This window comes from Hyphomicrobium sp. CS1BSMeth3 (genome assembly GCF_900117415.1).
Lineage (GTDB): Bacteria > Pseudomonadota > Alphaproteobacteria > Rhizobiales > Hyphomicrobiaceae.
Genome location: NZ_FPEI01000005.1, coordinates 1,274,910 through 1,293,454, shown reverse-complemented (window position 1 = coordinate 1,293,454; position 18,545 = coordinate 1,274,910). Strand labels below are relative to the sequence as shown.

General features: G+C 64.3%; 15 protein-coding genes. 5 read left to right on the top strand and 10 right to left on the bottom strand.

The window, feature by feature from the left end; all coding sequences use genetic code 11:
* Window positions 1–98 precede the first annotated feature (98 nt).
* Genes CS1BSM3_RS15045 through CS1BSM3_RS15035 form a run of 3 tightly spaced genes read right to left on the bottom strand, consistent with a single transcriptional unit; the run spans window position 99 to window position 1,549 of the window.
* Window positions 99–326, bottom strand: coding sequence for a F0F1 ATP synthase subunit C (locus CS1BSM3_RS15045; RefSeq protein ID WP_072387969.1), 228 nt, complete (start codon window positions 324–326; stop codon window positions 99–101).
* Between the two features lie 58 nt (window positions 327–384).
* Window positions 385–1,149, bottom strand: a complete 765-nt coding sequence (locus CS1BSM3_RS15040) for a F0F1 ATP synthase subunit A (RefSeq protein WP_072387967.1) — start codon at window positions 1,147–1,149, stop codon at window positions 385–387.
* Between the two features lie 13 nt (window positions 1,150–1,162).
* Window positions 1,163–1,549, bottom strand: a complete 387-nt coding sequence (locus tag CS1BSM3_RS15035) for an AtpZ/AtpI family protein (RefSeq protein ID WP_072388279.1) — start codon at window positions 1,547–1,549, stop codon at window positions 1,163–1,165.
* Window positions 1,550–1,848: 299 nt separating this feature from the next.
* On the opposite strand from CS1BSM3_RS15035, the gene CS1BSM3_RS15030 reads away from it, so the two are divergent.
* Window positions 1,849–2,793, top strand: coding sequence for an alpha/beta fold hydrolase (locus CS1BSM3_RS15030; RefSeq protein WP_072387966.1), 945 nt, complete (start codon window positions 1,849–1,851; stop codon window positions 2,791–2,793).
* Window positions 2,794–2,846: 53 nt separating this feature from the next.
* Here CS1BSM3_RS15030 and CS1BSM3_RS15025 read toward each other — a convergent pair whose 3' ends face one another.
* Window positions 2,847–3,551, bottom strand: coding sequence for an SDR family oxidoreductase (locus CS1BSM3_RS15025; RefSeq protein ID WP_072387964.1), 705 nt, complete (start codon window positions 3,549–3,551; stop codon window positions 2,847–2,849).
* A gap of 30 nt (window positions 3,552–3,581) precedes the next feature.
* Window positions 3,582–5,138, bottom strand: a complete 1,557-nt coding sequence (gene ilvA / locus CS1BSM3_RS15020; protein ID WP_348532900.1) for a threonine ammonia-lyase, biosynthetic — start codon at window positions 5,136–5,138, stop codon at window positions 3,582–3,584.
* Window positions 5,139–5,347: 209 nt separating this feature from the next.
* Here ilvA and CS1BSM3_RS15015 point away from each other — a divergent pair, with 209 nt between their 5' ends.
* A complete protein-coding gene (locus CS1BSM3_RS15015) occupies window positions 5,348–5,770 on the top strand; it encodes an MbcA/ParS/Xre antitoxin family protein (RefSeq protein ID WP_072387962.1) in 423 nt (140 codons plus the stop codon).
* Window position 5,771: 1 nt separating this feature from the next.
* On the top strand, window positions 5,772–6,503 hold the full coding sequence (locus CS1BSM3_RS15010) for an RES family NAD+ phosphorylase (protein ID WP_244540510.1): 732 nt from the start codon (window positions 5,772–5,774) through the stop codon (window positions 6,501–6,503).
* A 96-nt stretch (window positions 6,504–6,599) separates the two neighbouring features.
* Here the strand turns inward: CS1BSM3_RS15010 and CS1BSM3_RS15005 are convergent, their stop codons facing one another.
* Both CS1BSM3_RS15005 and CS1BSM3_RS15000 read right to left on the bottom strand, forming a co-directional pair.
* Complete coding sequence (locus CS1BSM3_RS15005) at window positions 6,600–10,343, bottom strand: vitamin B12-dependent ribonucleotide reductase (protein ID WP_072387960.1); 3,744 nt, start codon at window positions 10,341–10,343, stop codon at window positions 6,600–6,602.
* A 736-nt stretch (window positions 10,344–11,079) separates the two neighbouring features.
* Window positions 11,080–11,619, bottom strand: a complete 540-nt coding sequence (locus tag CS1BSM3_RS15000; RefSeq protein ID WP_072387958.1) for a hypothetical protein — start codon at window positions 11,617–11,619, stop codon at window positions 11,080–11,082.
* A 286-nt stretch (window positions 11,620–11,905) separates the two neighbouring features.
* Between CS1BSM3_RS15000 and clpB the strand changes: the two genes are divergently transcribed.
* Window positions 11,906–14,512, top strand: coding sequence for an ATP-dependent chaperone ClpB (clpB, locus tag CS1BSM3_RS14995; protein WP_072387956.1), 2,607 nt, complete (start codon window positions 11,906–11,908; stop codon window positions 14,510–14,512).
* A 125-nt stretch (window positions 14,513–14,637) separates the two neighbouring features.
* Window positions 14,638–15,213 carry a nuclear transport factor 2 family protein gene (locus CS1BSM3_RS14990; RefSeq protein WP_244540509.1) on the top strand — a complete coding sequence of 192 codons (576 nt, stop codon included), beginning with the start codon at window positions 14,638–14,640 and terminating at the stop codon, window positions 15,211–15,213.
* A 345-nt stretch (window positions 15,214–15,558) separates the two neighbouring features.
* On the opposite strand, the gene CS1BSM3_RS14985 is transcribed toward CS1BSM3_RS14990, so the two are convergent.
* From CS1BSM3_RS14985 to CS1BSM3_RS14975, 3 genes are all read right to left on the bottom strand, one after another.
* Window positions 15,559–16,170: a methyltransferase family protein gene (locus CS1BSM3_RS14985; RefSeq protein WP_072387952.1), complete on the bottom strand. Its 612-nt coding sequence runs from the start codon at window positions 16,168–16,170 to the stop codon at window positions 15,559–15,561.
* 23 nt (window positions 16,171–16,193) lie between these two features.
* Window positions 16,194–17,645 (bottom strand): amidase, encoded by a 1,452-nt coding sequence (locus CS1BSM3_RS14980; RefSeq protein WP_072387951.1) that lies wholly within the window; start codon window positions 17,643–17,645, stop codon window positions 16,194–16,196.
* A 91-nt stretch (window positions 17,646–17,736) separates the two neighbouring features.
* Entirely contained in the window at window positions 17,737–18,378 is a 642-nt protein-coding gene (locus CS1BSM3_RS14975; RefSeq protein ID WP_072387949.1) for a histidine phosphotransferase family protein, read from the bottom strand.
* Window positions 18,379–18,545 lie beyond the last annotated feature (167 nt).

Genomic DNA, 18,545 nt, shown 5'->3' with positions numbered 1-18,545 from the left:
TGCCCTAGGTTTGGCACCAGCCGATGCCGATGCCGGAATACGCGGTGCGGCGGCCGCGGCCGCCGCTTCTCAACCTGCCGCCGAAAGGATCGTCTGTATTAGACGACGAAGAGCAGCAGCAGCGCGATGAGCAGCGAGAAGATGCCGAGCGCTTCCGTCAGTGCGAAGCCGAGGAGCAGCGTGCCACGCTGGCCGTCAGCCGCCGACGGGTTGCGCAGCGCGCCCGAGAGGAACTGGCCGAACAGGTTGCCGAGACCGATGCCGGCGCCGGCCATGCCGAGGCACGCGATGCCCGCACCGATGAACTTTGCTGCCACTGGATCCATGATGATCTCCCTGGGTTGATCGACTGTGTAGGTTGATAGGGTCGATGCGATGAGCCGCCTAGTGGTGGGCTCCGTGCACCGCATCGTTGAGATAGACGCAGGTCAGCACCGCGAAGACGTAGGCCTGCAGCACCGCAACCAGCACCTCGAGTGCCGTCAGCGCGATGGCGAGCAGAAGCGGTAGCGGCGAAATGAGACCCCACACGCCCGCAGCCAGAAGCGAGCCGACAAAGCCCGCGAAGATCTTGAGCGCGATGTGCCCGGCGAGCATGTTCGCGAAGAGACGCACCGACAGGCTCAGCGGGCGCGAGAGGAACGAGATGACCTCGATCGGCACCATGAGCACCAGCAGCGGCGCCGGCACGTCCGGCACGAAGAGCTTGAGGAAGTGCGTGCCCTGCGTCGCGACGCCGTAAACGATGACAATGCCGATCACGAGCAGCGCCAGCGCCGCCGTGACGACGATGTGGCTCGTCACCGTGAACATGCCCGGCACCATGCCGAGCAGGTTGCAGACGAGCACGAAAATGAAGAGCGAGAAGACCAGCGGGAAGAACTTCATCCCCTCGTGGCCGACGTTGTCGCGCACCGTATTCGCGACGAACTCGTAGAACACCTCGGCGACCGACTGCATCCGCGTCGGCACGAGCGAGCGCCCGCGCATCGACATGATGAGGAAGGCGGAAATCAGCCCCACCGCGATGACCATGAACAGCGCGGAATTCGTGAAGGACGTATCGAAACCGAAGAGCCTCAGCGGAACGAGGCTTTTGATCTCGAACTGTGCAATCGGACTATGTACCCCGTCAGCGCCAGCAGCCACGTGCCCCTGCCCCTTACCTGTTCTCGTCCTCGTCGTCGTCCCTGACGGACGGCGCCGGCGGCGTCTTCTCGCGCATCGCGACCCTGATGACGTTCAGGATGCCCGCGGCAGCGCCCAGCAAAAAGAACAGGACGAACATGACCGGCTTCTGAGTGCCGAGCCATGCGTCCAGATACCAACCGATCAGACCGCCGGCCACGATGCCGCCGATCAGCTCAGCAGAAGCACGCAATGCGCGTCCCGCGGTCGCCGGGCGTTTCGGCCGTTGAACCGCTTCGCGCTCGCGCTTGACCTCGTCCAGGCGCTGGCCAATCGCTTCCGATCGCCGTCTCAGAGCCTCACGCTCCTCCGGCGAGATCTCGCCGCGGGGATCGGGTTGCTTGCTGCCGTCGACCGACATTTTGGCTGCCTCGACGCGCTCCGAGGATCGGAGCACGGCCGCTTCCAGCTGCGCGGGGGACCATAGATAGGCCCCAGGGGGGTGTCAAGAAAGCGTGATGGCCCTCTGGTGGCCGCAAAGGCGGCGAAAGCGCGCAGGGCCGGCCAGCGCTCGCGGACGCATCGATGAGGCCTGCAAAAATTTCTCTTTTTCCCTGTCGGCTCGGCCAGTCCAGCCTCGTCCTATGACCAGCAAGGTCATTGTCCGCCGCATCACCTGCCAGGCAAACGACCTGCAAGCGTCATCGCAGGGGATTTCCGATGAAACGTTCTGTGCTGAGCACCCTTTATGCCGCTGCCGCGGCGCTCGTTCTCACCTCACCCACCCATGCCCAGGAGCCCACCGTGAGCAAGACCGCTGCCGCGCCCGCGCGCATCGAGGCCGGCCACGTCGAAGCCGGTGGCATCCGCTACTACTACGAGATCCACGGCTCCGGCGAGCCGCTGCTCCTCCTTCATGGCGGCCTCGGCTCCGCCGGCATGTTCGCCCCGATCCTGCCGATGCTCGCCGAGAAGCGGCGGGTGATCGGCGTCGACCTCCACGGCCACGGCCGCACGGAGCTCGGCAATCGCCCGATCGAGCTCGACGCCATGGGCCGCGACATGGCGACGATCCTGGACAGCCTCGGCATCAAGCAGGCCGACGTGCTCGGCTATTCCATGGGCGGCGGCGTCGGCTTCCAGCTTGCCCTCCAGCACCCGCACAAAGTACGCCGCCTCGTCCTGGCTTCAGGTCTCATGGCCCGCGACGGCTTCTATCCCGAGATCCTCGCCCAGCAGGCTCATCTCGGCGCGGAGATGGCGGCGATGATGAAGGACACGCCGATGTACCAGTCCTACGTGGCGATCGCGCCGAAGCCGGAGGATTTCCCGCGCCTCGTCGAGGCCATGGGCGTGCTGATCAAGAAGCCCTTCGACTGGTCCGCGGAGGTGCCCAAGCTCAAGATGCCCGTGATGCTCGTCTATGGCGACGGCGACATGTTCCGGCCCGAGCACATCGTGAAGTTCTATCAGCTTCTCGGGGGTGGCCTGCGCGATGCCGGCTGGCAGCGCGAGACCATGCCGCAGAACCGCCTCGCGATCCTGCCGAACGTTACGCACTACGATCTTTTCATGAGCCCCGAGCTGCCGCGCACCGTGCTGCCGTTCTTCGACGGCTACGGCAAGGCTCAGAGCTGGGCGGAGGAAGTTAAGGGGAAGAAGTGAAGATCACGACTTAAGCTTCTGGACCCACCGTCCTCGCGACGGCGGGCCCCCGTTCAAACCGAGCGCGTGATACCGCCGTCGACGCGGATGTTCTGGCCGGTGATGTAGCCTGCGCCCTCGGAGGCCAGAAACGAGATGGTCGCCGCGATCTCTGAGCTGTGGCCATAGCGCCCCATGGGAATGCGCTTGCGGAACTCCTCCTTCTCCGGGAGGCTGTCGATGAAGCCCGGCAGCACATTGTTCATGCGCACGTTGTCCGCAGCATACTTGTCGGCAAAGAGCTTCGTATAGGCCGCAAGCCCCGAGCGAAACACGCCCGACGTCGGGAACACCGGGTCGGGCTCGAAAGTCGCAAAGGTCGAGATATTGATGATCGAGCCCGCGCGCTGCTTCTGCATGATCGGCGCGATCAGCCGCGTCGGCCGGATGACATTCATCAGATAGACGTCGAGCCCGCGGTGCCAGTCCTCGTCGGTCAGATCGAGGATCGGGCCGCGCGGGCCGTGACCGCCGCTGTTCACCAGCACGTCGATGCGCCCCCAACGGGCCATCACCGCATCGACCAGCCGCTTGAGGTCATCGTTCGACTGGTTCGAGCCCGTAATACCGATGCCGCCAAGCTCCTTCGCCAGCGCTTCGCCTTTGCCCGACGAGGACAGAATGCCGATCTGGAAGCCGTCCGCTGCGAGCCGGCGCGCGGCACCCGCGCCCATGCCGCTACCGCCGGCGGTGACGACCGCCACTTTTGTCTCAGCCATGGAATGTCCTTTGCTTGTCGAAAGCCGGTCCTACTTCGCGGCAGCCTCATAGTCGCCCGAGAGGAACAGCCGATAGGCCGGATTGTCGGTCTCGTCCCAATAGGGATAGCCGAGCGCGTCGAGCCGCTCCTTGAGCTGGTCGCGCGCGCCCGGCGCCACCTGGATGCCGGCCAGAATGCGCCCGTAGTCCGCGCCGTGATTGCGGTAGTGGAAGAGCGAGATGTTCCACTCCGGCGCCAGGCTTTCGAGGAAGGTCAGCAGCGCCCCCGGCCGCTCGGGAAACTGAAAGCGATAGATCAGCTCGTCGGTCAGGCCCGGCGCGCGCCCGCCCACCATGTAGCGCACGTGCTCCTTGGCCATTTCGTTCTCACTCAAGTCGAGGACGGGATAGCCCTCGGACTTGAGGCGCGCGATGAGCTCGTTCTTCTCGGCCTCACCGCGATTGAGCGCGATACCGGCAAAGATCTGCGCGGGCGTGGACGCATCCGCATAGCGGTAATTGAATTCGGTGATGCCACGGCCCTGAAGCGTGCGAATGAAGCCGCGGTAGGCACCGGGCCGCTCGGGTAGCGTCACGGCCAGCAATGCCTCGCGGTGCTCGCCGACCTCGGCGCGGTCCGCGATCGTGCGCAGGCGATCGAAGTTCAGGTTCGCCCCGCTGTTTATGGCAATGAGGCTGCCGGTGTCGGCGCCCTTGCGCTCGGCATAGATCTTGAGGCCCGCAAGGCTCAGCGCGCCCGAGGGCTCGGCGACCGCGCGCGTATCGTCGAAGATATCCTTGATGGCGGCGCACATGCCGTCGATGTCGACGGTGATGATCTCGTCGAGCAGCTCGCGGCAGAGGCGGAAGGTCTCCTCGCCCGTGCGCCGCACGGCAACGCCGTCCGCGAAGAGATCCACCTGGTTCAGCGTCACGATCTGGTCCTGCGTGATCGCCGCCGCCATGCTCGCCGCGCCAACGGGCTCGACGCCGATGACCTTCGTCGTCGGGCTCAGGAACTTCACGAACGCCGCAATGCCGGACGCGAGGCCGCCGCCGCCGATCGGCACGAAGATCGCTTCGATGCGATCAGGATGCTGGCGCAGCACTTCGAGGCCGACCGTGCCCTGGCCCGCGATCACATCGGGATCGTCGAAGGGATGGACGAACGTCAGGCCCTCGGCTTTTTCCAGCTCACGCGCCTTGGCATAGGCTTCGTCGAAGGCATCGCCGTGCAGGACCGCATTGCCACCCAGCCGGCGCACGGACTCGACCTTGATGGCAGGCGTGGTCAACGGCATGACGATCGTCGCCTTGATGCCGAGCTTCTTGGCTGCCAGCGCGACGCCCTGCGCGTGGTTGCCGGCCGATGCGCAGATCACGCCGCGCCGCCGGGCCTCCTCTGGGAGCAGCACGACCTTGTTGTAGGCGCCGCGAATCTTGAAGGAGAAGACGGGCTGCAGGTCCTCGCGCTTCAGCAGGACGCTGCGGCCGAGGCGCTCGGAGAGGCGCGGCATCGCATCGAGGGCGGTCTCCTCGGCGACGTCATAGACGCGCGCGGTGAGGATGGCTTGAGCATAGTCGCTCAGCGATCGGGCTTGGGACATGGTGCGTTCGGCTCGGTTCGGTGGGCGCGGGAGGCACCCAGGTCATGACGCGAGCTTATAGGGCGGATGGAGGCGGAGGGGTATGGGTATTGAGCTTGGAGTAGGGATTGAGCTTATCTGGGATGGTGCATGAGTACAAGATTGGACAAATATTCCAGAATGGAATAATATTGGACATCACTCAATATCCAAGTAGTCGGGAGTGAGCCATGCCAACGACCATCGCCAAAACTACCAAGCGTGATCGGCTTCCAGGCCGGGGTATTCACGACAACACACTTGCCATAGGCATGCGGGCTTTTTTCCAGATCGCAGAAAAGTGGAAACTCTCCAACGAAGAAGCCATGGCGCTGTTGGGTCATCCAAGCAGGTCGACGTTCCACAACTGGAAGAGTGGGAATGTGAGCCATATGGCACACAGCTTCGATCTGGCGAGCCGTATCAGTTACATACTCGGCATCTTCAAAGCCCTGGAAATCCTTTATCAACGCCCCGAAATGGCTGATGAGTGGGTACGGCGGCCAAACAAGGCATTTGGTGACCAATCCGCTCTGGATCGCATGTGCGCCGGGCATATGGTCGATCTAGCCAGCGTGCGGAACTACCTGGACAGCGTCAGAGGCGGCTGGTGACGTGGCGAGGCACCCCGACCTCTTCATTGATCCCAAGATCGTCGAAGGCATTCCATCGCGCCGCGTTCGCTGGAAATCTGCATTCCGGCTGGTACCGTCACGATTTCCGCCCATAGATGTTTTCGAGCGCATTGCCGACCCGGAAGACTGGCAACTTCTTTATGAGCTCGAAGGGATGACAAACCCTCGGCTGCGGCAACAGGCCGGCGAAATCAGCCTTGTTCCGCCGGGAAGAAGAGTAACCGGCCCGGGCGCTACCGTTGTGATGGCCCCGTTTACACACGCCAGCCCGGATCGGCCGTCACGTTTCTCTGCGGGCGCATATGGCCTCTATTACGCTGGAATGAGATTCGAAACCGCGCTCAGAGAAGTCGCGTTTCATATGGGGCAGTTCTATGGAGCAACGGGTGACGGCCCGCACGACGAAGCCTACCGGACTTACCAAGGCGCGATCGACAGCATCCTGCATGATCTACGGAAAGGAGACTTTCAGCGCTTCCTGGATCCGACGAGCTACGGCCCGTCACAAGAACTCGGGAGGCAGCTCCGCGATGCCGGCAGCAACGGCATTGTCTATCCGAGCGTCCGCCATGCGCGGGGCCAGTGCGTCGGCGCGTTCTGGCCGGATGTGGTCGGCATTCCCATCCAAACGAAACACATCATGCTCAAGTGGGATGGTGAAAGAGTGAGCGCTTGGTTCGATTACGAGACCGAGAAGTGGAAGAAGCTCTAAGGTCGCGCTTAAACGGAGCGTAGCCTGGGGGCCCCTGCGCACAAAGGCAGCCGTGGTGCCCCACGGCTGCCTTTGTGGTTGGTCGCGCCTACTACCTCAACTGCACCCACTCGTGCTTCCGCACGTGTCGCACTTGAGGCAGGTCCCGTTCCGAACGAGCGTGAAGTTTCCGCACTCGCGGCAGTCCTCACCCTCGTAGCCCTTGAGACGCGCCTCCGTGCGCCGGTCGGCTGCAGACACCATCTCGGTCTCCATCTTGAGCGCGAGCGAACCTTCCGTGACATGCGTCACCGTCTCGACCGTGCGCTGCTGATAGAGCGCCGTCGCCGTGTTCCCCGCGAACGCTGTTGCCACGTCCTTCTGCAGAGTGCCGACCGCCGTCGCCGGCGCGCTGCGGCTGATCGTCGTGACATTCGGCACAGGCACGCCGCGCAGCAGGCCCTTGCTGACGAAGCGCGCGGGCGGCGGAGCAATCGGCGCCTCGGCTTCATCCTCCAGCGCCTCATCCGAAGCGCCGAGCCCCGTCGCGCCGACGATCTGCGTCGGATCGACGTGCGCGAGGTCGTGCCGCTCGAGGTACGACACGGCGAGCTCGCGGAAGATGTAGTCGAGGATCGAGGTTGCGTTCTTGATGGCCTCATTGCCCTGCACGAGACCGGCCGGCTCGAAGCGCGTGAACGTGAAGGCATCCACGTACTCGTCGAGCGGCACGCCGTACTGCAGGCCGAGCGAGATCGCGATGGCGAAGTTGTTCATCAAGCTGCGGAAGGCGGCGCCCTCCTTGTGCATGTCGATGAAGATCTCGCCGAGGCGGCCATCGTTGTATTCGCCCGTCCGGAGGTACACCTTGTGCCCGCCGACCGAGGCTTTCTGCGTGTAGCCCTTGCGGCGGCCAGGCAGCTTCTCGCGATCGCGGGCACGCTCGATGATCCGCTCGACAATGCGCTCGGCCGCGACCGCCGCGCGCTGCTGCGCGGGACGATCCGAAGCCAGCTCCGCCGCCACTTCCTCGGCCTCGTCGGGATCATCGGCGAGGATCTGCGAGTTCAGCGGCTGCGAGAGCTTGGAGCCATCGCGATAGAGCGCGTTGGCCTTGAGCGCGAGCTTCCATGACAGGCGATAGGAGCTCTTGCAGTCGTCGACCGTCGCGTCGTTCGGCATGTTGATGGTCTTCGAGATCGCGCCCGAGATGAAGGGCTGGCTCGCCGCCATCATGCGGATGTGGCTCTCGACCGACAGGAAGCGCTTGCCGATGCGGCCGCACGGATTGGCGCAGTCGAACACCGGCAGATGCTCAGCCTTGAGGTAGGGCGCACCCTCGACCGTCATGGTGCCGCAGACGTGGTTGTTCGCGGCCTCGATGTCCTTCTTCGTGTAGCCGAGGAAGGCGAGCAGGTCGAAGGTCGGCTCGAGCAGCTTCTCGGCCGGCACCTTGAGCGAGGTCTTGAGGAAGTCCTCGCCGAGCGTGAAACGGTTGAAGGCGAACTTGATGTCGAAGGCGGTCTTCAGCGCGCCTTCGAGCGTCGCCAGTGCCTCGTCCGTGAAGCCCTTCGTGCGCAGCGTCGTGTGGTTGATGCCCGGCGACTGCTTGAGCGAGCCGTGGCCGACGGCATACGCCTCGATCTCCGCGATCTCCGCCTCGCGATAGCCGAGCGTGCGCAGTGCCTGCGGGACGGACTGGTTGATGATCTTGAAGTAGCCGCCGCCGGCGAGCTTCTTGAACTTCACGAGTGCGAAGTCCGGCTCGATACCCGTCGTATCGCAATCCATGACGAGGCCGATCGTGCCCGTCGGCGCGACCACCGTCGCCTGCGCATTGCGATAGCCGTGCTGCTCGCCAAGCTCGAGCGCGCGATCCCAGGCGCGGCGCGCCGCCGCCGAGAGAGCCGTATCCTTGAGCGCGGCATGATCGAGCGGCACCGGATCCGTGCTGATCTGCTCGTAGCCGCCCGCCGCACCGTGCGCCGCGCGGCGATGGTTGCGGATGACGCGCAGCATGTCGCCCGCGTTCGGCCCGAAGCCGGGGAAGGGCCCGAGCTCCGATGCCATCTCGGCGCTCGTCGCATAGGCGACGCCCGTCATGACGGCCGAGATCGCACCACAGATCGCGCGGCCTTCGGCGCTGTCATAGGGAATGCCCGCCGCCATGAGCAGGCCGCCGATGTTGGCGAAGCCGAGGCCGAGCGTGCGGTAGCGATAGGAGAGCTCCGCGATCTGGCGCGAGGGAAACTGCGCCATCATGACCGAGATCTCGAGCACGATCGTCCAGAGGCGGCAGCAATGCTCGTAGGCCGCGACGTCGAACGAGCCGTCCTCCTTGCGGAAGCGGATGAGGTTCAACGAGGCGAGATTGCACGCCGTATCGTCGAGGAACATGTACTCCGAGCACGGGTTCGACGCGCGGATCGGGCCGGACTTCGGGCACGTGTGCCAGTCGTTGATGGTCGTGTGGTACTGGATGCCGGGATCCGCCGACGCCCATGCCGCATAGCCGATCTTTTCCCAAAGCTCGCGGGCCTTGACCGTCTTCATGGTCTTCTTCGAGAGGCGCGCCGTCAGCGCCCAGTCTTTGTCGTCCTCCACGGCCTTGAGGAACTCGTCCGTCACGCGGACGGAATTGTTCGAGTTCTGGCCGGAAACCGTGAGATAGGCCTCGGAATCCCAATCGGTGTCGTAGGTCGCGAAGTCGAGGTCCTTGTAGCCCTGCCGCGCGAACTGGATGACGCGCAGGATGTAGTTCTGGGGCACGGAATCGCGCTTCGCGTCGCGGATCGCGCGCTTGAGTGCGGGGTTCTTCTGCGGATCGAAGCAGCGCTCTTCAAGTTCGCCCGCCTCCGGCGTGACGCCATCCGCCCCGCAGTTCACGCAGGCGGCCATCACGGCCTTCAGGCGCTTCTGGCAGATCTTGGAGCCGGTCACGAGCGCCGCGACCTTCTGCTCTTCCTGCACCTTCCAGTCGATGTAGGCCTCGATATCGGGGTGATCGACGTCGACGACGACCATCTTGGCCGCGCGGCGCGTCGTGCCGCCGGACTTGATGGCGCCGGCCGCGCGATCACCGATCTTGAGGAAGCTCATGAGGCCGGAGGACTTGCCGCCGCCCGACAGGCGCTCGCTCTCGGCGCGCAGCAGCGAGAAGTTCGAGCCCGTGCCCGAGCCGTACTTGAAGAGGCGCGCCTCGCGCACCCAGAGGTCCATGATGCCGTTCTCGTTGACGAGATCGTCCTCGACGGACTGGATGAAGCAGGCGTGCGGCTGCGGGTGCTCGTAGGCCGAGGTCGACTGCGTGAGCCGGCCCGTCTGCCAGTCGACATAGAAGTGACCCTGGCCGGGGCCGTCGATGCCGTAGGCCCAGTGCAGGCCGGTGTTGAACCACTGCGGGCTGTTCGGCGCACCCATCTGGTTCGCCAGCATGTAGCAGTGCTCGTCGAAGAAGGCGCGCGCATCCTCCTCGGTCGTGAAGTAGCCGCCCTTCCAGCCCCAATACGTCCAGGTGCCGGCAAGGCGCTCGAAGACCTGGCGGGCGTCGGTCTCGCCGCTCGTGCGCTCATTCTCGGGAAGGTCGGCCAGCGCGCGCTCGTCGGGCACGGAGCGCCACAGCCACGAGGGGACGCTGCTCTCCTCGACCTTGCGCAGCTTCTTCGGCACGCCGGCCTTGCGGAAATACTTCTGCGCCAGGATGTCGGCGGCGACCTGGCTCCAGTGCTCGGGCACGCTGAATTCTGCGAGACGGAAGACGACGGAGCCGTCGGGGTTCTTGATCTCGGAGGTCGCCTTGCGGAAGGCAATGCGATCGTAGGGTGACTTACCGGCTTCCGTGAAGGCGCGTGCGATTTTCATGTGCCCTGCTGCTCGTTCATGGGCACTGCCGTTGAGGCCGACGAGGGTACGCGCCACAAAACCCTGTAGCGTCTCGTCAGTGCGATTGATTCTGTTGTCCCTCGGTCCGAGCCATGCCCCCACGGCTGGACGGTCCCACGCAATTGAACGCAACAGGCACAAGGACGCTCACCGCTGCAAGTCATCGACTCGCGCGCTCTTCACGCCCACAGTTTGGAAACTCTTCCGAACCCTCGCAGAACGCGAGGCCCCCTCATTTCCCCCGCCAACGGGGCCCGCATCCGAGCGCCGCATCGGCTGTCATCAATGTCGGTGATTCGAGGGCATTCGTCACGATCTATTGGGGTTGCTGATGCGTCCCGCCACTAGATCTAGTCGGTCTGTACATCTGGTGGAGAAACTGTGTGCCAGTCATTTGACGCCAAATCCGCGGCCCGCAAGACCCACAAGAATTGAACGTCCCGAATATTGCCGGACCCCTTCAATTTACGGCGGATTTGCGGCACCACGCCCCGACCGAGACGTGAACGCGGAACAGTCAGCGTGCTTGTCAAGCCCGTTCAGAAGGCAGCGTGGAGAGTGCTCCAAGGGCTGCTTTCGACCTACTAGAGGCTGCCTCCGCCCACACATCTACGGGGCACTCTGTGGCGAGGCTGCATCAGAGGAGAGGACCGGCGGGAGGGGCCCTCGCGCAACCTTTGAACGGCAGCACGAGGGCCTTCTCAACCCACGGACACTACCGCCCGGCTTCGGCGCGCTGTGAGTCGCGCTTCGCCTGGGCGTCCTTCACGAACTGGGAGACCCGCCCGATCTCCATTGGATGGAGCAGACGTTCGGGCTTCTGGTTCTCGATGCTGTGCATGCCCTTGGAAGCCGTGCGGTAGCTCGGGCCGCTGTGGCCCTTGCCGGAAGCCCGCTTGAGTTGCAGTGCCCTTTTGGCAATGCGGACCTGCTCGGGCACGGCCGACAGGCGCTCCCGACGCTCCTTCTCGTTATTCAGGCGCTTGAGCGCGCCGGCCAGCACCGCTTCCTTGTGCTTGGTGCCGGCATTTTCCCTGGCCGGCGCCGCGCCGGGACGTCCGGCCTTGCCACGCATCTCGCGGCGCTGGCGATTGGCGACGTCGCGGGCCCGCTTGCGCCTTTCGCGCACCTGCTTGATGAGGTCGCGAAGCTCCGCCTCGGAGAGATCCAGGATGAGTGGGATGTGCGTTTTCACCACCATCTCCAGCTCGTCATTGCTCAGCGCGCGCACCTCGTCGCGCATGCGGATGGCCATGCTCTCCTCCTCCCTGTTCCCCTTGCTCGGGGCACCGTTTGCTCCATCTCAAGAGGGCGCTTTGCCCTTAGTAGTATGTGTGACCCGAGTACGGAGCTTTCAACCGCGACGGGCCCGCCAGAGCAGGAGAATGGCCAGCAACTCTTTCGCTGCACGCCCCTTTTCCGGCGGCCGATTAACCCCATATGAACGGGGCGGCGCCGAACCTGGGCCGCACTCATTCTTTCGATGACGGCGCTTTCGACCGGGCCCAAAGGGGGCGGCGAGGGCGCGCCGAGGAGGACCAATGAACTTCGACATCTACACCGACCGCGCCAAGGGCTTTGTTCAGGCTGCACAGGCACTTGCGCTGCGTGAAGGACATCAGCAGTTCAGCCCCGAGCACCTTCTGAAGGTGCTTCTCGACGACGACCAGGGTCTGGCGTCCGGGCTTATCGAACAGGCCGGCGGACAGCCCCGCGCTGCCCTTCAGGCCGTCGAGCGCGCCCTTGCCCAGCGCCCCAAGGTTTCCGGCGGCGGCGCAGGCCAGCTCTATCTGGCCCCGGAGCTCGCCCGCATCTTCGACCAGGCCGAGAAGATCGCCGAGAAGGCCGGCGACAAGTACGTGACCGCCGAGCGGCTGCTGCTCGCCATCCTCGTCGAGGGCTCGAGCCAAGCCGCTAAGTTCCTCAAGGATGCCGGCGTCACGGCGCAGTCCCTCAATGCCGCGATCAACGATATCCGCAAGGGCCGCACGGCCGACACGGCGTCCGCCGAGGAGGGCTATGACGCGCTGAAGCGCTACGCCCGCGACCTCACGGCCGCCGCTGCCGAGGGTAAGATCGATCCGGTGATCGGCCGCGACGAGGAAATCCGCCGCACCATCCAGGTGCTCTCGCGCCGGACCAAGAACAATCCCGTGCTCATCGGCGAGCCGGGCGTCGGCAAGACCGCGATCGCGGAAGGCCTCGCCCAGCGCATTATCAAAGGCGACGTCCCCGAAAGCCTCAAGGACAAGAAGCTGCTCGCGCTCGACATGGGAGCGCTCATCGCGGGCGCCAAGTACCGCGGCGAGTTCGAGGAGCGTTTGAAGTCCGTGCTGCAGGAGGTGACCGCCTCGAACGGTGGCATCATCCTCTTCATCGACGAGCTGCACACGATCGTCGGTGCCGGCAAGACCGAAGGCTCGATGGATGCCGGCAACCTGCTGAAGCCGGCCCTCGCCCGCGGCGAGCTGCACTGCGTCGGCGCGACCACGCTCGACGAGTACAGGAAACATATCGAGAAGGACGCCGCACTCGCGCGGCGCTTCCAGCCCGTCTTCATCAGCGAGCCGACGGTCGAGGACACGATCTCGATCCTGCGCGGCCTCAAAGAGAAGTACGAGATGCACCATGGCGTGCGCATCACCGATAGCGCGATCGTCGCTGCGGCCACGCTCTCGAACCGCTACATCACCGACCGCTTCCTCCCCGACAAGGCCATCGACCTCATCGACGAGGCGAGCGCGCGGCTGAAAATGCAGATCGACTCCAAGCCCGAGGAGCTCGACGCCATCGACCGCGATCTCATGCAGATGAAGATCGAGCGCGAGGCCCTGCGCAAGGAGACGGACGCAGCGTCCAAGGACCGGCTCGCCAAGCTCGACAAGTCGATTGCCGATCTGGAAGAGCAATCGGCAGAGCTCACGCGCCGCTGGGAAAACGAGAAGGCCAAGCTCGGATCGGCCCAGAAGGTCAAGGAAGAGCTGGAGCAGCGCCGCGTCGAGCTGGAGCAGGCGGTCCGCAGGAGCGACTACGCGCGCGCCGGCGAGCTGCAGCACGCCATCATTCCGAAGCTCGCCCAGCAGTTGAAGGAGCTGGAGAGCAGGGAAGGCGCGGATCCCGGCCAGCTCATGGTCGAGGAGGCCGTTACACCGGATCAGATCGCGAGCGTCGTCTCGCGCTGGACGGGCGTGCCCGTCGACAAGATGCTCGAAGGCGAGAAGGATAAGCTGCTCCGCATGGAGGAAGCCATCGGCAAGCGCGTCATCGGTCAGGAGGAGGCCGTTGCGGCCGTCTCGACGGCGGTGCGCCGTGCGCGTGCCGGCTTGCAGGATCCGAACCGGCCGATCGGCTCGTTCATGTTCCTCGGCCCGACCGGCGTCGGCAAGACCGAGCTGACCAAGGCGCTCGCCGCCTTCCTGTTCGACGACGAGCAGGCCATGGTGCGCATCGACATGTCCGAGTACATGGAGAAGCACTCCGTTGCCCGCCTCATCGGCGCGCCTCCGGGCTATGTCGGCTACGAGGAGGGTGGCGCGCTGACCGAGGCCGTGCGCCGGCGCCCCTATCAGGTCATTCTCTTCGACGAGATCGAGAAGGCGCACCCTGATGTGTTCAACGTGCTCCTGCAGGTGCTCGATGACGGCCGCCTGACCGATGGCCAGGGCCGCACCGTGGACTTCAAGAACACGCTGATCATCATGACGTCGAACATCGGCGCCGAGTACCTCGTCTCCCAGAAGGAGGGCGAGGACAGCGACATGGTGCGCGAGTACGTCATGGCCGAGGTGAAGCTGAAGTTCCGGCCGGAGTTCCTGAACCGGATCGACGAGATCATCCTGTTCCATCGCCTCAAGCGCGAGCAGATGGGCAAGATCGTCGATATCCAGCTCGGACGCCTGTCGAAGCTGCTCGCCGATCGCAACATCACGATCGACCTCGACGACAGCGCGCGGACGTGGCTCGCCAACCGCGGCTATGAGCCGGCTTATGGCGCGCGACCGCTGAAGCGGGTGATCCAGAAGTACGTTCAGGATCCGCTCGCCGAGGCGATCCTCGCAGGCCGCGTCAAGGATGGCGAGATCGTCTCGCTCACCGTCCGCAATGGCGACCTCGTGCTGATCGACGCAGCACAGCGGAAGGCGGCGTAGCCAACTACTGAGATAGCGCCACCTATCGCGCTGACCATCTGCCAGCCCCTATCCCTCTCACCTCGGAGGGATAGGGGCTTTTGTTTTTGGTTCCGGCACTGCGATGAGCGAACCCAAAACTGCGAATGGCGATCTCAGATTTCCGTCTGTCCCTGCAATGTGATTGCGGAACGGAAGCGGGCGCTGGACAGGAAAGAAGGCGACTGCAAGACTGTCCCGGCGTCAAAATAAAAAACCAAACGGAGGAAACAGTGGACATAAATCGTCGTCACTTGGCGTTATCCGCTCTTGCTGCCGGCCTCCTGGGCGCTGCCCCAGCCTTCGCAGCTTCGGCAGATGAGGATGAAGTCGCAAAGAACTTAGAGGCCTTCCGCGCAGCGCAGTTCGCCGCCGACGCCAAAGCGCTTGATGCGCTCTGCGCGGCAGAGCTCAGCTACAGTCATTCCAGCGGCGCCGTCGAGGACAAGGCGACCTTCATCGCCAATGCCACGAGCGGGAAATCGAAAATGCTGTCGCTGGAATACAAGGACCGTTCGATTCGAGTCGTAGGCCCCGCGGCGATCGTACGGTTCCACTGGATGCACGAAAGTGAAGCGGTCGCCGACGGCAAGAAGAGCTCCGCCAATCTGCACATCCTGATGAACTGGCAAAAGCAGGGTGCAGACTGGAAGCTTCTCTCTCGCGCAGCAACGAAACTCTGATCGCGTGCAATAGGCCAGTCCGCGCCCAACCCACGCCCGCAATCCTGCGGGCGCGGCTGGCCTGTCCCTATCTTCGAAGCATCGCAACGCCAACTTTTCCGTGGTCGCCTATGCCACTAGCTGGACGCTGCGCTGGCTTTGCGGTTGCGTTTCTCCGCCTTGGCAGCGCGTCGCAAGGCATTGGATGCCTTGCGTTGTGCCGCTTGGATGCGCTTACGACGTGAGTTTGTCATCTTGGGCACAGGCATATTCTCCGTTGGATCGACCAGTAGGAAATGATCGCCGGATGCTGCCAAGCAAATGCCAACGAGTAAAGCCCAATTCCGAGAACCTCGGACACCAAGGTCAGGTTGACCTAGATCCGAGATGCTTCGAAGCAAACCGAGCCATGAGAAGCGCGCGTCTCCAGTTGAAGAAGCGGGGCACGCGCCGGCAGTAACTCCGGTACGGAGCGCCATATACGCCTTCGAGCCACGATTCCTCGCAGAGCACCATCAGCACGTAGACAGCCATCATGGCCGCACACAACAGAAACGTCGCGCCGCCATCCGCCGCAAGCGCTAGACAGCCGTAGACGACGATCAGCATGGCGTTCTGCGGGTTGCGGCTCCAGCGGTAGATGCCGCCGGTGACGAGCCCGTCTCGGGCGCCATAGCTATTGTCCCGGCCGAGCACGCGGAAGGCGTAGATGAACAGCGCTGTGGAGGTCACAAGCGCTGCAAACGCGGCGGTGCGTAGCCAGATGGGCAGGCCAAGGTAGCCCGCCCGATCGAGCACAGCCACGACGAAGCAAAGTACGTTGAGGCTTCGGAAGAGCGGCCAGAACACGTAGCTCTGCCACGTACCCGGCCCTGGCGTCGGCCAAATGCGGAAGGTGCTAGCGAGCAGCGTCAGCAGGAGCAGGCAGAGCAACATACCTGCCACCGCCAATCCGATCACAAGCACTGCCGTCGACATGTATCTTGTATTCTCGCTTCGCCTCACCCCATCTTCGACACGTGCAGCGCGGGCACACGCTTGGCCCACGGCATCGCCTTTTCCAGTGCACCGCCGAGGCCGATCAGCACGTGCTCCTCTGCCGGCCGACCGGCGAGCTGCACGCCGATTGGCACGCCCGTCGAATGCATGGCGAGCGGCAGCGAGAGCCCTGGCGTGCCCATGATGTTGTGGGGCACGGTGAACTGGCAGGGCTCGGCGAAGAGCTTTTCGACGAGGCTCGACGCATCCACGCCCGCCTTGCTCAGATGATATTTGCCCCAAGGCTCCGACACGCGCGACGTCGTCGGTGAGAGCCATACGTCATGATCGGCGTAGAAGCGCGCGAGCTTGCGGCGCGCGACGTTGATCTCGCTCATCGCCGTGAAAAAGCGCGCCGGCGTGATCTGCTTGGCGAACTCGTAGACCGACAGGATCACGGGCTCCAGCGTATCCGGCCCGACTTTCTGCCCCGTGCGCTTCGCATAGCCGTCGAGGCGCGCGTCGAAGCCGAAGAAGAAGAGATCATTGATGTGGTGCAGCGTTGCGATGCCGCCGAAGTCCGCCTCGGCAATCTCGACATGGTGCCCCATGCGCTCGAGCACCTTGCCCGTATCCTTCACCGCCTGGGCGACCTCGGGATCGATCGGCACGCCGAACAGCTCGCTCAGCACGATGCCGATCTTGAGGCGCGGGCTCGGCGCATTCACGAACGAGGCATAGGACTGAGTCGGGCGCGGGATCACGAACGGATCGCCGATCTGCGGCTTCGACACCCAGTCGAGCATGGTCGCGGCATCGCGCAGCGTCTTGGCCTGGATGTGATTGCACGAGAAGCCGAGGCCGCCCTCGTCCACCACCGGCCCGATGGACACGCGCCCGCGCGAAGGCTTCAGGCCGACGCCGCCGCACCAGCTCGCCGGAATGCGGATCGATCCGCCGATATCCGAGCCATGCGCGATCGGCACCATGCCGCTCGTCACCGCCGCCTGCGCGCCGCCCGATGAGCCGCCCGCCGAATAGCCCTTCTTCCAGGGGTTCGACGTATTGCCGAACATCACGCTCTCGGTCGTCGCCGACATCGAGTACTCGGGCGCCGCCGAACGGCCGAGAATATTGACACCCGCCGCCTTGAGCTGATCGGTGAAATACGTGCTCGTCGTCACGGTCATGCCGCGGCAGAGGCGCGAGCCGAACTCGATGAGACGCCCCTTCTCGTGGCCGAACACGTCTTTCATGAGGAAGGGCACGCCGCGGAACGGCCCGGCGCCGAGCGTGCTCTCGTCGAGCGCGTCGATACGATCGTCATAGGTCTCGATGACGGCCTTGATCTCGCCGTTCGCAGCCTCGATGGCCGACGCGGCTGTCCGCGCCAGCTCCCTGGGGCTGACCTCGCCCTTGGCGACAAGCTCACCTAGGCCGAGACCGTCATAGGACGCATATTCGTCGAGCTTCATGGGCACACGCTCCATCGGCAGGATAAATCCATGCCGACAAAGCTATGCCCATCAAGCGGGCTTGTAAAAGCGAAAGGGGCTGCTGGCTGCCTTAGGCGCGGGCACTCAGGATGATGTCGGCGCCATCGCGCAGCACTTCGAGGCGCATGCGGCACTGCTGCGCGAGCCGGCACGTGTAGTACGTCTGCACGGTCAGCGCATCGATCGGCGGCATGTTCTGCCCCGTCAGGAACTCGATGAGGTGCGTCGGCGGCCGGGCACCCTGGCCACGGCAACGCACGGCGAACGCCGGATGGTCCGGCCGCTGGTCGATCATCACGGTGAGCTCACCGCCGCGGAGCAGCGCCGAAAGCCCGAGCGAGACGAGGTTCAGCACCAGCTTGACCTTGTCCTTGGCCATGTAGCCGACAGGGCCCTGCCACGCGAGCGTGTGCTTGCCGCCCTTGGTCGCGTACTCGCGCGCGATCTCCTCCGCCATGCGCAGGTCAATCGCATCGCCGGCCGAGCCCGCCGCGCCATAGGCAAAGCGGGCGAACTTCAGCCGCGCCGTCGCCTGGCTGGTGACATTGCGGATCATGTCCAGGGCGTAGTCGCGAGACTCCGGATCGTCTTCCTCATCCAGCATCTCGAGGCCATTGTTGATGGCGCCGACCGGATTGATGACGTCGTGGCAGACTTTGCTGGCGATCAGCGCCGCAAGCTCCAAGTCGTTCGGAAATGCGGGCTGGCTCATGATCCCCGGCTCGTTGAGTTGGTCGCACAAGCGCTCGCACTGGCCCGGGCTCTAGCGACGCTACGCGAGCGCAACGGGGGCGACCGCTTGCGAATTCAATCCTAGTTCTGATACACGCGCCTGAGATTCGCGCCAAGTGTGGACTAGAGTTGCTCGGCAATTGACAG

What these genes read in the sequence shown, in the direction of transcription:
- CS1BSM3_RS15030 (WP_072387966.1), top strand. Translation starts at nt 1,849, where the DNA reads ATGAAACGTTCTGTGCTGAGCACCCTTTATGCCGCTGCCGCGGCGCTC.
- ilvA (WP_348532900.1), bottom strand. Translation starts at nt 5,138, where the DNA reads ATGTCCCAAGCCCGATCGCTGAGCGACTATGCTCAAGCCATCCTCACC.
- CS1BSM3_RS15015 (WP_072387962.1), top strand. Translation starts at nt 5,348, where the DNA reads ATGCCAACGACCATCGCCAAAACTACCAAGCGTGATCGGCTTCCAGGC.
- CS1BSM3_RS15005 (WP_072387960.1), bottom strand. Translation starts at nt 10,343, where the DNA reads ATGAAAATCGCACGCGCCTTCACGGAAGCCGGTAAGTCACCCTACGAT.
- CS1BSM3_RS15035 (WP_072388279.1), bottom strand. Translation starts at nt 1,549, where the DNA reads ATGTCGGTCGACGGCAGCAAGCAACCCGATCCCCGCGGCGAGATCTCG.
- clpB (WP_072387956.1), top strand. Translation starts at nt 11,906, where the DNA reads ATGAACTTCGACATCTACACCGACCGCGCCAAGGGCTTTGTTCAGGCT.
- CS1BSM3_RS14990 (WP_244540509.1), top strand. Translation starts at nt 14,638, where the DNA reads ATGGCGATCTCAGATTTCCGTCTGTCCCTGCAATGTGATTGCGGAACG.
- CS1BSM3_RS15025 (WP_072387964.1), bottom strand. Translation starts at nt 3,551, where the DNA reads ATGGCTGAGACAAAAGTGGCGGTCGTCACCGCCGGCGGTAGCGGCATG.
- CS1BSM3_RS14975 (WP_072387949.1), bottom strand. Translation starts at nt 18,378, where the DNA reads ATGAGCCAGCCCGCATTTCCGAACGACTTGGAGCTTGCGGCGCTGATC.
- CS1BSM3_RS15000 (WP_072387958.1), bottom strand. Translation starts at nt 11,619, where the DNA reads ATGGCCATCCGCATGCGCGACGAGGTGCGCGCGCTGAGCAATGACGAG.
- CS1BSM3_RS14980 (WP_072387951.1), bottom strand. Translation starts at nt 17,645, where the DNA reads ATGAAGCTCGACGAATATGCGTCCTATGACGGTCTCGGCCTAGGTGAG.
- CS1BSM3_RS15045 (WP_072387969.1), bottom strand. Translation starts at nt 326, where the DNA reads ATGGATCCAGTGGCAGCAAAGTTCATCGGTGCGGGCATCGCGTGCCTC.
- CS1BSM3_RS14985 (WP_072387952.1), bottom strand. Translation starts at nt 16,170, where the DNA reads ATGTCGACGGCAGTGCTTGTGATCGGATTGGCGGTGGCAGGTATGTTG.